The organism is Agitococcus lubricus, from assembly GCF_003051055.1.
In the GTDB taxonomy this organism is placed as follows: Bacteria; Pseudomonadota; Gammaproteobacteria; order Pseudomonadales; family Moraxellaceae; genus Agitococcus; species Agitococcus lubricus.
In genome coordinates, this window is record NZ_QAON01000001.1 from 86,402 (window position 1) to 101,221 (window position 14,820).

Here is a 14,820-nt window from a genome sequence, read left to right on the forward strand (position 1 = left end):
CTGTTGTTATAACAAATCGTCAATAGAGACACCAGTGCTTTCGGCAGACGGTTTATCATCCCAGAACTTGGTAAAACCATCATCGGGCGTACGTGTACCTGTTTTTTCTGTCCAATAACGGTCAGAAATGGTTTGTACCATCATACCACCCAAAGCATCTAACAAACGGTATTGCGGATTAACCGCCATATTGGCAGAAGCACCATAGGTTTTTAAGGCATCACGCAATAAAGGCTCATCACCTTTGGCTTGTGCTGCCAGTGCATAAATGGCATGTGCTAAACGTACACCTTTACGCTCACCAACGCGGGTAGAGTCTTTCATGACCATAAATGGGTCAGGTTTACCTTCGCTGGCACCTGGTAATAATGACCATACGGCAGCACGTGTTGCCATAGGTACACCCCAGTATTCTGCATTGTCTAAACAAGCCATACCCCGTTCGACAATCGCTGCGATATCTTTAGGCACACCCACGACGCCTTGTGCTGCGATGTCATTGACAATCGCTTGCATACCTGACGCCAAACCCACCAAATACACTAACTTGTCAAAATCTTCGCTCATTTTTGGACAAGAAGCACCGAGTTTGAAATTAAATTCTTTTTCAAAACGCTCGACAAAACGGTTATAGGCTTCTTGTTGACGACGGGCGGCTAAAGCTGCCCAACGCTTCTGATTGATACGGGCATCTTGTGCTTCTTCAATCATATTGGCGCGTGAAGCACGCAAGTAACGTAACTCATTTTCTAAAGCACGGTCTTCAGCACATAAGCCCGCTGACACATACATAAAAACGGCCAATTTTGCAGGGTCGGCGCCCATACCCTGAGTTGCCAAAATCAGCGGCGTCAAGGATTCACCTGACGCACACGCCATCGGCGCATCATTGAGCTGTAAAATTGGCGGAACAATATAACTTTCACTAAAAGACAGCGCGATATGAGCGCCACCTTTTACAACCTGCGAACACCCTGATAATAATGTTTGTACTCCAATCACGGAGCAAATCACCCCTAAACGTAGGCAGTGTGCGAATTTCATGCCCTATCTCCTGGACTTGTTGTTTTTTAAAATTGTGCTTGTGCACGTCACAATAACATTAAGACCTTGGTTCGACAAAAATCACCTTTTTTAGCCCATGACACAAGTGACATGTGTAATGCTTGCGCGTCATTTTTGTCAGACATTATCTAAACTGATATGTACTCACTATGTTTAAGCAGCAATTTGAGTGTATCAGTATGTATTACCATATAACGATGGTAGTTATTTTTTCAGCAAAGTTATTGCTGATGAATGACATCCTTGTCAAGCATTTCTTGTCTTTGGCTAAGACATGACTATTATCTGTGTCTTTCTCAGCCATAAGTACCTGTATTAACCTTCGATAGCAACATCTTTCATCGATAATTTAATACGGCCACGTTGGTCTACATCCATCACGCGGACTTTCACCGTTTGACCTTCTTTCAAGTAGTCGCTCACATTTTCAACACGTTGTGTCGTGATTTGAGAAATATGAACTAAACCATCTGTACCAGGGAAAATGGTCACAAAGGCGCCAAAGTCTACAACTTTAGAAACCACGCCGTCATAAATTGCACCCACTTCTACTTCGGCAGTAATGGCTTGTACTTTGGCTAATGCGGCTTGAGTTGCACCTTTGGTCTCGCCATAAATACGGACAAAACCATTATCCTCGATATCAATCGTCGCTTTAGTTTCTTCACAAATAGCACGAATAGTCGCTCCGCCTTTACCAATCACATCACGAATTTTTTCGGGATTGATTTGTATTGTCGTATACGTTGGTGCGTGAATACTGACTTCTGGGCGCGCATTGGCAATCACTTGATTCATGGCTGCCAAAATATGCAAACGGCCTGCACGCGCTTGATTTAAGGCGACTTCCATAATTTCTTCAGTAATACCTTCGATTTTGATATCCATTTGTAAAGCGGTAATACCGTTAGCACTGCCTGCCACCTTAAAGTCCATATCTCCTAAGTGGTCTTCGTCACCTAAAATGTCTGAGAGTACCGCAAAACGTTCGTCTTCTTTGACTAGCCCCATCGCAATACCTGCGACAGGCGCTTTTAAGGGTACACCTGCATCCATTAAGGCTAAAGAAGCACCACAGACCGAAGCCATCGAAGATGAACCGTTAGATTCGGTAATGTCAGATACGACACGGATGGCATAAGGGAATTTTTCGGGGCTGGGTAACATGGGTTGTACACCACGACGGGCTAAACGACCATGACCAATTTCACGACGCTTAGGCCCTGACTCACGGCCTGTTTCACCGACAGAATATGCAGGGAAGTTGTAGTGCAACATGAAGTTTTCGGTCACAGAACCTTCTAAACCGTCAATAATCATTGCATCACGTGTGCCACCTAAGGTCGCTGTCACTAAGGCTTGTGTTTCGCCACGGGTAAACAATGCCGAACCGTGTACACGTCCCAAAACGCCTACTTGTACATCTAAAGCACGTACGGTGTCTAAACGACGGCCATCAATACGCGGTTTACCACTTAAGATGTTATCGCGTACTGTGCGGTATTTTAAGTCTTCAAACGCTGTTAAGACATCATCCGCAACAAATTGTGGATTTTCTTCGGCAGCAAATTGCGCCAAGGCTTGCTGTTTAATTTCATCTAAACGGCTATAACGACTTTGCTTTTCAACAATGGTATAGGCTTCCGAAATACTGGCGGCAAAAGCGTCTTTTAAGGCAGTTTTTAATTCGACATTAACAGCGGGGGCTTGCCATGCTAAAGGCGCGGCATTGACTTCGGCTGCAAAGGCTTTAATGGCATGAATAGCGACTTGCATTTCTTCGTGACCATACAACACAGCACCCAACATTTGGTCTTCGCTGAGCTCTTTAGCTTCTGACTCTACCATTAAGACGGCTTTATCTGTGCCTGCAACCACGAGGTCTAGGTCAGAATTCGCTAATTCTTTATAGGTAGGGTTTAATAAATACTCACCATTAATATACGCCACGCGTGCTGCGCCAACGGGCCCTTTGAAAGGAATACCCGCCATCGACAAGGCAGCCGATGTCCCTAACATAGCGGCAATATCGGGGTCACTCTCTTTATCTGTAGAAACGACAGTCACGGTAACTTGTACTTCGTTATAAAAACCTTCAGGGAATAACGGACGAATTGGACGGTCAATTAAACGTGAGGTTAAGGTCTCTTTTTCCGTGGCACGGCCTTCACGCTTAAAATAACCACCGGGAATACGACCCGCAGCATAGGTTTTTTCTTGATAATTGACCGTTAAAGGAAAGAAATCTTGACCTGCTTTGGCTTCTTTAGCAGCAACAACAGCTACTAATACGGTCACACCACCCATCGTAATCAAGACGGTATTGGCTTGACGCGCCACACGTCCAGTTTCTAATACAACGTGGTCACGGCCAAATTGAAACTCTTTTTTTACAACATTAAACATGCGAAACAAACTCCAAATTTATTCTAACAAAACAGTAACCCTGTCTGAGGTCTTGACCTCATTAAACCAGCACACACTCTGTTTGATGAGCTAAGTTGAACTTATGATTGTGATTATCCTTAGCAAGAGCGGTATCAGTTACTGGCCATAAAAGCACCCTAGACCTGTGTTGTGAACCTTGAATAGAGGAATTCCACACCGTTAATACGATATTTATGCCAAGCATTCAAACACTCTGCATCTTCGGCTACGCCTTTATGTAAGTTTTTATGTAGGGCTAAACTACATGTGGATAAACAGAAAAATACTAAAAACTTTCTATGCTATGTCATAACAACACGGGTTGACGCTCAGATTCATGGGCATAACACCCTGTAATCTCAGTATTGACTATCGTTACTCATAGGACGGATGACACGCTATAGTATTGACTATAAGGCATCATGTCTGATGATTAACCGACGGAGGCCACTAAGAGTTGAGCTAAATAAACCCAAGTCTTAGTAGCCTAAAATATCGTTAACTGGTGAAGCGATATGACTAGCTAAATCCTTTTTAGTGGATTAAACACATGCTTGTTAGGCACGATTTAATTTTTTCTTGTCACCCTATTTTTTACGCTAAATTGCGTAACTAGCAATAAAATTGACATCCTTTTCTAAACAAAACAAAGGGGGAGCCAAAGGCTCCCCCTTTTCGGTCATTAACGACGTAGACCTAAGGCTTGGATCAATGCAACATAACGTGCATGGTCTTTGCGATTTAAGTAGTCTAACAAGCTACGACGTTGGTTAACCATACGAATCAAACCACGACGAGAATGATGGTCGTGTTTGTGCGCTTTGAAGTGTGTTTGTAAATCGTCGATTTGTGCAGACAATAAAGCAACTTGAACTTCTGGTGAACCAGTATCTGCTTCGCCACGAGCAAATTTAGCCATAATGGCTTGTTTTTGGGCAACAGTTAATGCCATGTTTATCTCCAAGTGAGATGCGTTCAAAAGACACGATTAGCCGTGCATCTCTACAGCTAACGCGTTGGTTTATTTTATCGTGTACCCGACTAATACGCTATGTTTTCTTCTTATCCAAACACAGACAAAACGGCGATTTACAATCACAGTTACAAAAAATAGGCGTATTTTGAAGGGCTAATAGGGTTTGTTGACCTTTTGATTGTGGTTGCGAAAGAAGCGATTTTTGAGAGGATACGCGGCGTGAATCGCGTGATTGGGTGATTCCAAATCAGCGATGAACAACAAAGTAGCCTCAAAAAATTGTTCTTTTCCTTTGGGTTGCGTTAAAAGCCGCCTCACACGCAAAACGTCAACAGTCCCTAATCCTCATGCTATGCTTTATGCAGCATCAGTGATGATTACGTCTCTCTAAACTTTAACAAGCGTTTAGGCGCTAATAAGCCATCATCGTTTTGATAGCCCAAGCCTAAAAAGCGTTGTTGATGGTCAAAAATCAACACATCTTCATGACCCAAACCATTCACACGGACAGGTTGGCCGTGTAATAAATAATAGGTACTATTTTCGCTTAATGTGATTTTGGGTTTATCCGCCATGGCTGCCCATGCTGGCAACAACAACTGGTCTAAGGCGGCTAAACCTTGCTCAGACACACTGACCACATAGTCTAAACTGAGTTGTGGATTGAGTTGAAACGCGCCACTTGCCAAACGCCGTAAATCGGCAACGTGTGCACCACAACCAATCACTTCCCCAATATCTTCAACCAGATTACGAATGTACGTACCTTTGCTACAGGCGACCTCAAGCTCCCAATATAAAGGCTCTGCTTTTAACAAGGTTAAACGATAAATTTGAATAGTACGCGGTTCACGCGCAACTTCAATGCCTTTACGGGCGAGTTCGTATAGCGGCTTGCCATCTTTTTTGAGTGCCGAATACATGGAGGGGATTTGTTCTATTGTGCCACGAAAACGCGATAAGACCTGCTCAATCTCAGCCAAACTCAGTTGAGGCACTTGGCTCTCTTCGATAATGTCGCCTTCCGCATCGGCTGTTGTGGTCTTTTGTCCCAAACGCATACGGGTACGATAAACTTTATCTGCATCTAATAAGTGCTGCGAGTATTTCGTCGCTTCGCCCAAACAGATAGGGAGTAAGCCCGTTGCTAACGGGTCTAAACTGCCTGTATGCCCCGCTTTTTCGGCATTAAATAGATGTTTGATGCGCTGCAAAGCATGATTAGAGGTCATACCTTGTGGTTTATCTAACAATAAAATACCGTCTATAGGACGGCGGATGCGTTTTACTTGTGTCATATAACAAACAGATTGGTTTAGAAACGGGGGTATGCAGGTACTGAGATGACCATCACTGGCATGGCATGTAGCTGTTAAAAACGGCTACATGCCTCGTCACATAGCTACTCACTCGTTTGGGAATGATTGGCGTCATCATCTAGGGTTTGGCTATCACTGGCGCGCGCTTGATGAATCAGTGCCGCCATACGATTACCATTCATGACCACTTCATCATAGTGAAAGCGCAAACGGGGAATCATTCTGACTTGTAGACTTTTACCTAAAGCACCACGCAAAAAGCCTGCTGCATTATTTAAGACCGCCAAACTAGGGGCATAATCCACATTCAGCTCTTGACCTAACACCGTGACATAGACATCGGCATAACCCATATCCTTACTCACTTTCACACCAGAAACAGTCACCATCCCTAAACGGGGGTCTTTTAATTGACGGATTAACCCAGCGACTTCGCGTTGGATTTGATCCGCTAAACGTTGCATACGTTGACTCACATCGCCCTCACTACTGACGATTAAGCAAATAACTGTTTGCAGACTTATACCACTGTCACCTATTGACCGACTCAACCATCGTTTTTAACGATTTTTAGCGGACAAAACACCTCAAAGTGGGTGAAGAGCTAAAATCCTATTCAAGTTATGCTATTGATTTATATAAACATCTATCATAAAAAAGGCTTTAGCCAAACAAAACAGGACTCTAATGAGTCCTGTTTGCTGATAGATGAGACTAACCCACCGAATTACAAGGTACGCTGAATATGCTGTACTTCGTAAATTTCAATTTTATCGCCAACACGGATGTCATTATAGCCTTTCACCGCCATACCACACTCCATACCGTGACGAACTTCTTGCATATCATCCTTAAAGCGACGCAAGGATTCTAATTCACCTTGGAAGACAACGACTTCATCACGTAAAACGCGGATTGGCTTATTACGGTATACCGTCCCTTCCAACACCATACAACCCGCCGCTGCACCGAAACGCGATGAGTGGAATACTTCACGTACTTGTGCCACACCCACAATCGTTTCTCGTCGTTCTGGGGTTAACAAGCCAGACATAGCGGCTTTTACATCATCAATCATTTCATAAATGATGCTGTAGTAACGTAAGTCTACTTCATCTTGTTGACACATCATTTTAGCTGCACCGTCGGCACGGACGTTAAAACCTAAAATGAACGCGCCCGTAGATTCTGCTAAAGCAACATCCGATTCGGTAATCGCACCCACACCCGCACTGACAATCCGTACTTTGACATCGTCCGTAGACAAGCCATTAAGGGCTTGACTGATGGCTTCTAACGAACCACGTACGTCGGTTTTTAAGACAATATTAACCGTTGCGGCTTCTTGTTTGCCCATGTTGGCAAATAAGTTTTCTAACTTCATGCCTTGCTGACGAGCCAAGCGATTTTGACGCTCTTTATTGGCTCGGAATTCGGCGACTTCACGTGCTTTACGCTCATCACCCACGACAATAAATTCATCGCCCGCATTGGGTGCTTCGGGCAAGCCCAAAATTTCTACAGGAATGGATGGGCCTGCCGATTTGGTGGGTAAGCCACGTTCATCGGTCATAGCACGTACACGACCATAGTATTGACCTGCCAACACTAAGTCACCTGTATTTAACGTCCCTTTTTGCACTAACAGACTTGCAACGGCACCACGTCCCTTGTCTACACGAGCTTCAATTACCACACCTTGAGCCGCACCAGTTTCTACTGCGGTTAACTCTAACAGTTCGGATTGAATCAGAATCGCTTCTAATAATTCGTCAACACCCTGACCTGTATGTGCTGAGACTTTAACAATTTGTGTATCACCGCCCCATTCTTCAGGAACCACTTGCTTGACGGTTAATTCGTTTAATACACGGTCTGGATCCGCAGACGGTTTATCCATTTTGTTGATGGCCACAATTAAAGGCACACCTGCTGCACGTGCATGGTCAATCGCTTCTGCCGTTTGTGGCATCACACCATCGTCTGCAGCAACAACCAAAATGACAATGTCTGTTGCCTTCGCACCACGAGCACGCATCGAGGTGAATGCGGCGTGACCTGGCGTATCTAAGAACGTAATCACGCCACGCGGTGTCGTCACATGGTATGCACCAATATGCTGAGTAATACCGCCTGCTTCACCTGCTGCCACTTTAGCGCGACGAATATAATCCAACAAGGAGGTTTTACCGTGGTCAACGTGACCCATAATCGTTACGACTGGCGGACGAGTGCTGGCTTCACCATCATGTTGCTCTGAATCATCCTTCAAGGAATCTTCAACTGCCGTTTCACTGACATATTTGGGTGTATGTCCCATTTCTTCAACGACTAAAGCAGCAGTTGCTTGGTCAATGGCTTGATTTTGCGTGACAACCTCGCCCATTTTCATCAAGACTTTAATGACTTCTTTCGCTTTTACCGCCATTTTCTGAGCTAAATCAGCAACGACAATCGTGTCACCAATTGCCACTTCATACGTTTGCTTTTCAACAGGCTTTTCAAAACCGTGTTGCTTAGACAAGGCTGAGCTGAGTGTTTTGTTATTTGGACGGAAGGCTTGCTCTTCTTCACGCTTTTTACCGACTTTAGATTTGCCACCACGACCAGTCGTATTACCACCACGGCGAATTTCACGGTCTTCACGCGCAAAAGAGTCTTCATAAGCACGACCAACCAATCCTCTTGCCAACGGCACGTCTTCTGAAGAAGATTCGTCTGAGCCACGTTCAGCCAATTCCGCCGCAATACGACGCGCTTGCTCTAGGGTGCGCTGGCGGGCTTTTTCTTCGGCTGCTTTACGCGTGGCCTCTTCTTGTTTACGACGGGCTTCTTCTGCCGCTTTTGCTTTTGCTTGTTCGGCTTCGCGCTTCGCTTTTTCTTCGGCGGACTCTTCTTTTTTATCTGCTTTCAAGAGAGTGCTTGGTTTTGGCACAACTAATTTTTTATCTTTAGTAGCTGCTGTTTGAGCCGCATCTTTGGCCGCTTTAGGCTCTGCGTCTTTACGTGCCACTTCTTCAGCCGCTTGACGCGCTGCTTCTTCAGCCGCTTGACGGGCAGCCTCTGCTTCTTTACGTGCCGCTTCTTCAGCCGCTTGACGCGCTGCTTCTGCTGCTGCTTTTTGCGCTTCTTCTTCAGATTTACGCGCCGCCTCTTCAGCAGCCTTGCGAGTAGCCATGTCTTGCGCTAAATCATTTTCTGAAGGCTTAACAAAGGTACGGGTTTTTCGTACTTCAACGTTGACTGTTTTAGCCTTACCACCTGACACAGGCGTTTTAATTTGACTTACAGTTTTACGTTTTAAGGTAATTTGTTGGTTATCAGTCACCACTTCACCATGACTACGTTTTAAGTAGGCTACAAGTTGCTGCTTTTCAGCATCCGAGACTAAGTCATCAGCACCACGCGCCGCTAAACCTGCTTCTTTCATTTGAATCAACAAGGTATCTACTGAGCGTTCAACGATTTGCGCTAATTGTTTGACAGTTATTTCAGCCATCTGGCATGTCACTCCAAAATTATTTGGTAAATGCGGACTTAGGCAAAATCGCCGATTGACTAACTGACGGGTCATGATATCGACAGTTAGCACTGGCAGCAGTCACGGGTGCATAAGTCCTAAACTTAAACTTATTGGAACCAAGGTTCACGAGCTTTCATAATTAATTGCGCGGCTTTTTCTGCCCCAACACCATCAATATCGGCAATGTCGTCAATGGCTTGTTCGGCAAGGTCTTCCATCGTAATCACGCCGCGCGCAGCCAACGCATAGGCTAATTGACGAGTCATTCCTTCCATCGCTAATAAATCATCAGCGGGTTCAGCTTTTTCTTGCGACACTAAGGCTTGCGTCAACAGTGCATCTTTTGCACGCTGACGCAAGTTGTTAACGAGTTCATCATCAAAATCCACAATCGCTAACATTTCTTCAATCGGCACATAAGCTACTTCTTCGAGTGTGGTAAAACCTTCACTGACTAAAATCGTAGCAATTTCTTCATCTATGCCTAAATCACGCACAAAGGCATCAACATATTGTTGAGATTCAGAGGCTTGTTTAGCATTGGCTTCGTCAATGGTCATCACATTCAAACGCCAGCCTGTTAACTCCGAAGCTAACCGCACATTTTGCCCTGCGCGACCAATCGCTTGCGCTAACTGGTCGGCATCAACAGCCACATCCATGGCACGCACGTCTTCATCTAAAATGATGGAAACCACTTCTGCGGGTTGTAAGGCATTGATAACAAACTGCACAGGATTATCATCCCACAACACGATGTCTACACGCTCACCACCCAACTCAGCCGTGACCGCTTGCACACGCGTACCGCGCATACCTACACACGCGCCGACAGGGTCAATGCGATGGTCATTGGTTTTGACAGCAATTTTGGCACGCACGCCAGGGTCACGCGCTGCACCTTTAATCTCAATAATCTCTTCGCCAATTTCTGGCACTTCCTTTTGGAATAAAGATATCAACATTTCAGGACAAGTTCGTGACAATAATAACTGTGCACCACGACCTTCAGCATTAACGGTATATAAAATGCTATTCACACGCTCTTTTACACGGAAGTTTTCTTTGGGCATCATTTGTTCACGTGCCAAATAGCCTTCTGCATTATTACCTAAATCAATAATCAAACCATCACGGGTGATTTTTTTCACCTCGCCCGACACCAATTCACCAATACGTTGGCGGTAGGCATCGACCACTAAGGCGCGTTCAGCCTCTCGCACTTTTTGAACGATGACCTGTTTGGCTGTTTGTGCCGCGATACGACCAAACTCAATAGAAGGAATTTGAGTTTCTACGATATCAGCCAATGCTAAACGATAGCCTTCTGCCTTTTTTAAGTGCTTTAATTCAATCACTTCACCGTGACGAATAACATTTTTGACTTCGCCTGAAATGAATTGTGAGACTGACTCACTGTAAATATCTGCACCTTCAACATCACTAATGGCTAATTGTTGCGCCGGCATTTCATGGTCTTGGTCAGCCACGACTGTCCAACGACGAAAAGTATCATAATCGCCCGATTTACGATTAATACTGACTCGAGCGTCCATTTCATCTATGTTGTATTTCTTTTTAGTTGCCGCCACTAAAGCCTGTTCTAAGGCCTGAAAAATCGCTTCGCGTGCAATACCTTTTTCATTACTGACGGATTCGACAACCAATAAAATCTCTTTACTCATGCTACTGCCCTAATAATATTAAATCTTTTTAGACACTAGGCACTAAATTGGCTTTGTCAATTTGTGCAAAAGGAATTCGAATAACTTGCCCTTCAAAGCCCAACTCAATGGTGTTATCAATCACTGCCTGAATTAAACCCTTGTATCGACGGCGAGCATTAATAGGCGCGACCAATCGTAGAGAAACTTCGCTACCCACAAAACGCTGATAATGCGCTAGATGAAATAATGGCCTATCCCAACCCGGTGAAGACACCTCTAATAAATATTCACCCGCAATCGGGTCTTCCACATCTAACACGCCACTGACTTGATGACTCACCACAGAACAACCGTCTACCGTGACACCTTCAGGATTATCGATATAAATACGCAATACGGAGCGTTTTCCTTGTGGGAAAAACTCTAAGCCCCATAATTCATAACCACATGCCTCTACCGCAGGCATAAGCAGTGTAGTTAGTGTTTGAACTTTTTGCGAAACCGCCATGCACAAACCTCAAAAACGAAAAATGGGCATACACGCCCATTTTATTATTAGGACTTACGCGGTTCTCGACAAGCCAGTGCAAGCCCAGAGACTCCACGACTAGCATATTGCCTATCTCTGTTATAGCAATCACACTAATCATCGAGCGCAGTATAAGTCTCTTTGCTGTCGTTACTTAGCTTGGCTTCGTTTTAACAAGCCGCACGTCTAGAAACGTAAGTCCACTCTAGTTAATCAAAATTTAACCAGCATTCAGGTGCAAAAAAGCCCACATAAAAGTGGGCTTTTAAGACCTCTAAATATGGTAGCGGGGGCTGGATTTGAACCAACGACCTTCGGGTTATGAGCCCGACGAGCTACCAGACTGCTCCACCCCGCAACAACGAGTGCATAACTATAGTTATTTCACTCTAACAAGTCAAACACTTTTTGACTTATTGTTTCTGCCTGCCTACTTATTCACCTATATTCTGTGAACAAAGAGTTATTAGGACTTTATTCGTGGTTGCATTGTTGAGATGCACCGTGACCCTGTTGCTCCAGTTGTGTAGGCTTTTGCCATACACCAAACATGGTGCGGAAGGGGGGACTCGAACCCCCAAGGCTCTCGCCACTACCACCTCAAGATAGCGTGTCTACCAATTCCACCACTACCGCGTGACAGGGTGCACTACTTTACTGGATTTGGCGTAGGATTGCTAGTCTCCGTTGACGAAGAAGTCGGCAAATCGCTATTAGCAGGCGTATTTGATGCGGGTGCAGCGGCTGGTGGCGCAGCAGGCAAGTCTGTGTTAGTGACGGGGGCTTTTTGTGTGGGAGCCGCTGGCATTAAAATGGGTGCAGTGACTTGTTGTTTAGCATAAATCGCTAACACGATACTAGTCACAAAAAATATTAAGGCCAGTACAGCGGTTGCCTTAGTTAAAAAACTGGCTGAACCTGCACTACCAAATACCGTTTGAGCGCCACCCGCGCCAAAAGAAGCCCCTGCATCTGCACCTTTCCCTTGCTGCAATAAAATCAATACTGTCATTACACTCGCAATCAGGACGTGCACAACCAAAACAAAAGTTTCCATGCGTTTAACCTACAACTGACGTTTTTGCCGCGTGGCAAATAGCTAAAAAGTCTTTGGCGACAAGTGATGCGCCACCTACCAACGCCCCATCAATATCAGGCATGGCAAATAAAGAGGCGGCATTATCTGCTTTTACACTGCCGCCGTAAAGGATGTATAAGTTTTCAGCGATATTTTTATCGTATTTTGCGACTAATTCGCGTAAAAACTGATGGACAGCTTGTGCATCTGCGGGGGTTGCGGTTTTACCTGTGCCAATCGCCCACACAGGCTCATACGCAACTACGGCTTGCGCGAGGGCGTAAATACCGCATTGGTCAATAATAGCGGTCAGTTGCCGTTCAACCACCGTTTGTACTAAGCCTGCTTCCCGTTCGGCCAAACTTTCACCCACGCAAATAATCGGTGTTAGTCCAAACTCGTGTAAACGCTGACATTTTTGTGCCACTAAGGCATCCGTTTCACCATAATACTGGCGACGTTCAGAATGACCAATAATGGCATAACTGACGCCTGCATCCGCCAACATTTTGGCCGAAACTTCGCCCGTATATGCACCTTGTTGTGCTTCGGCCGCCACATTTTGTGCTGCAACCTTGAGCGTAGTCCCCACTAATTGCTGACGAACACTGGCTATGTACAGGCTAGGTGGGGCTATAATCAGTGGTATTTGAATACCGTTAATGGCTTGTAGTAATGACGTATTGACGGCAAAAGAACCATTCATTTTCCAGTTTGCAGCAATCAGAATGCGACGCGACATATCGACAACCTATGTTGTTTAATCATAAAAATCCGATGAACCGTGACAGAGCTATCCAACGTACTACCTGAGAAGGCTGTTTTTTGTGGGATATCTGTTTATACCCTCATTTTAAGCTAATGCTTCACGGACTTGGTCGGCAAGGTCCTGACAAATACGCGAAATCTGTTGTTGATGTTCGCCTTCGACCATGACGCGAATGACAGGCTCTGTCCCAGAAGCCCGTAATAAGACACGACCTCTTGCGCCTAATTCTTGTTCTGCTTGCTCAACAGCCGTCACTATCGCACTGTGTTGCATGGGGTCTGCTTTTTGTCCCACTTTGACATTAATCAATTGCTGAGGGAACTTAGTCATACCTTGACGTAATTCATGTAAAGTTTGACCACTTTGCACAACCGCCGTCAACACTTGTAAAGCGGCAATAATCGCATCGCCTGTGGTGGTTTTATCCAAACAAACAATATGACCTGATGATTCTCCGCCTAATGACCAGCCCCGTTTGGCTAACTCCGCCATGACATAACGGTCACCCACTTTAGCACGAACAAAATCTAAACCCATGTCGCGCAGAGCGACTTCCATGCCCATATTACTCATTAATGTGCCAACGACCCCCTCCAATGCGTGATTGTCCTGCTGACGGGCACGTGCAATCATGACAATAATTTCGTCACCATCGACAATAGAGCCTGTATGGTCAACCATGATAATACGGTCACCATCACCATCAAAGGCAACGCCCAAGTCAGCCTTGTTAATCAACACCGCCGCTTGTAAGGCTTGAGGATGTGTGGAACCACAATCTGCATTAATATTCATGCCATCGGGTTCGCAAGCCACTTTTATCACTTCTGCGCCTAATTCACGAAAAACAGCAGGCCCCACTTGATAAGTGGCACCGTGCGCGCAGTCTACGACGACCTTCAAACCTTTCAAACTCAGATGATAGGGAAAAGTCGCTTTACAAAATTCAATATACCGACCACGTGCATCTTCTTGGCGTAATACTTTTCCGAGTGCGTCGGGCTTATCGATGGTCATGTCTTTGTCAAGCCACTCTTCTATTTGTAGCTCAATATCATCGGGTAATTTTTTGCCGTCTGCACCAAAAAATTTAATGCCATTATCATAATAAGGATTATGTGAGGCCGAAATGACAATGCCTGCACTGGCATGAAAAGCCCGTGTTAAATGCGCAACTGCGGGAGTTGGCATAGGCCCTAATAAACGAACGTCTACGCCCGCAGCCGTTAAACCCGATTGTAAGGCGGACTCCAATAAATAACCTGATAAACGAGTATCTTTACCAATCACCACCGAAGAACGGCCACTTGCGGCTAATACTTTGCCCGCCGCCCAACCCAACTTTAGGGCAAAATCAGGCAAAATGGGAAACTGTCCCACTAAACCACGGATACCATCCGTACCAAAATACTTACGTGACATTATTATTTCCTCAATCCCGTGTCTGGGAACATTCTGAATGCTGTC

At 45.1% G+C, this 14,820-nt stretch carries 11 protein-coding genes and 2 tRNA genes; all 13 read right to left on the reverse strand.

Annotated features, from left to right (window positions below):
• Nucleotides 1-6 precede the first annotated feature (6 nt).
• The 13 genes from C8N29_RS00320 to glmM all read right to left on the reverse strand — a co-directional run bounded on the left by C8N29_RS00320 (nucleotide 7) and on the right by glmM (nucleotide 14,775).
• On the reverse strand, nucleotides 7-1,044 hold the full coding sequence (locus C8N29_RS00320) for a hypothetical protein (RefSeq protein WP_107864024.1): 1,038 nt from the start codon (nucleotides 1,042-1,044) through the stop codon (nucleotides 7-9).
• Nucleotides 1,045-1,380: 336 nt separating this feature from the next.
• Nucleotides 1,381-3,471, reverse strand: a complete 2,091-nt coding sequence (pnp, locus tag C8N29_RS00325; protein ID WP_107864025.1) for a polyribonucleotide nucleotidyltransferase — start codon at nucleotides 3,469-3,471, stop codon at nucleotides 1,381-1,383.
• 703 nt (nucleotides 3,472-4,174) lie between these two features.
• Nucleotides 4,175-4,444 (reverse strand): 30S ribosomal protein S15, encoded by a 270-nt coding sequence (gene rpsO / locus C8N29_RS00330; RefSeq protein ID WP_107864026.1) that lies wholly within the window; start codon nucleotides 4,442-4,444, stop codon nucleotides 4,175-4,177.
• Nucleotides 4,445-4,845: 401 nt separating this feature from the next.
• Nucleotides 4,846-5,766, reverse strand: a complete 921-nt coding sequence (gene truB, locus C8N29_RS00335; protein ID WP_107864027.1) for a tRNA pseudouridine(55) synthase TruB — start codon at nucleotides 5,764-5,766, stop codon at nucleotides 4,846-4,848.
• Nucleotides 5,767-5,870: 104 nt separating this feature from the next.
• A complete protein-coding gene (gene rbfA, locus C8N29_RS00340; protein WP_204509241.1) occupies nucleotides 5,871-6,263 on the reverse strand; it encodes a 30S ribosome-binding factor RbfA in 393 nt (130 codons plus the stop codon).
• A 251-nt stretch (nucleotides 6,264-6,514) separates the two neighbouring features.
• Nucleotides 6,515-9,286: a translation initiation factor IF-2 gene (infB, locus tag C8N29_RS00345; protein ID WP_107864029.1), complete on the reverse strand. Its 2,772-nt coding sequence runs from the start codon at nucleotides 9,284-9,286 to the stop codon at nucleotides 6,515-6,517.
• Nucleotides 9,287-9,417: 131 nt separating this feature from the next.
• Nucleotides 9,418-10,995: a transcription termination factor NusA gene (gene nusA / locus C8N29_RS00350; protein WP_107864030.1), complete on the reverse strand. Its 1,578-nt coding sequence runs from the start codon at nucleotides 10,993-10,995 to the stop codon at nucleotides 9,418-9,420.
• A gap of 28 nt (nucleotides 10,996-11,023) precedes the next feature.
• Nucleotides 11,024-11,485 carry a ribosome maturation factor RimP gene (rimP, locus tag C8N29_RS00355; protein ID WP_107864031.1) on the reverse strand — a complete coding sequence of 154 codons (462 nt, stop codon included), beginning with the start codon at nucleotides 11,483-11,485 and terminating at the stop codon, nucleotides 11,024-11,026.
• 302 nt (nucleotides 11,486-11,787) lie between these two features.
• Nucleotides 11,788-11,864 (reverse strand) — tRNA-Met (locus tag C8N29_RS00360).
• Nucleotides 11,865-12,057: 193 nt separating this feature from the next.
• A tRNA-Leu gene (locus C8N29_RS00365) sits at nucleotides 12,058-12,142 on the reverse strand.
• Nucleotides 12,143-12,155: 13 nt separating this feature from the next.
• The gene (gene secG, locus C8N29_RS17360; protein ID WP_107864032.1) at nucleotides 12,156-12,563 is read right to left on the reverse strand and encodes a preprotein translocase subunit SecG; all 408 of its coding nucleotides are present in this window, start codon (nucleotides 12,561-12,563) and stop codon (nucleotides 12,156-12,158) included.
• A gap of 4 nt (nucleotides 12,564-12,567) precedes the next feature.
• A complete protein-coding gene (tpiA, locus tag C8N29_RS00375; RefSeq protein ID WP_107864033.1) occupies nucleotides 12,568-13,326 on the reverse strand; it encodes a triose-phosphate isomerase in 759 nt (252 codons plus the stop codon).
• Nucleotides 13,327-13,437: 111 nt separating this feature from the next.
• A complete protein-coding gene (gene glmM, locus C8N29_RS00380; RefSeq protein ID WP_107864034.1) occupies nucleotides 13,438-14,775 on the reverse strand; it encodes a phosphoglucosamine mutase in 1,338 nt (445 codons plus the stop codon).
• Between the last annotated feature and the right edge of the window lie 45 nt (nucleotides 14,776-14,820).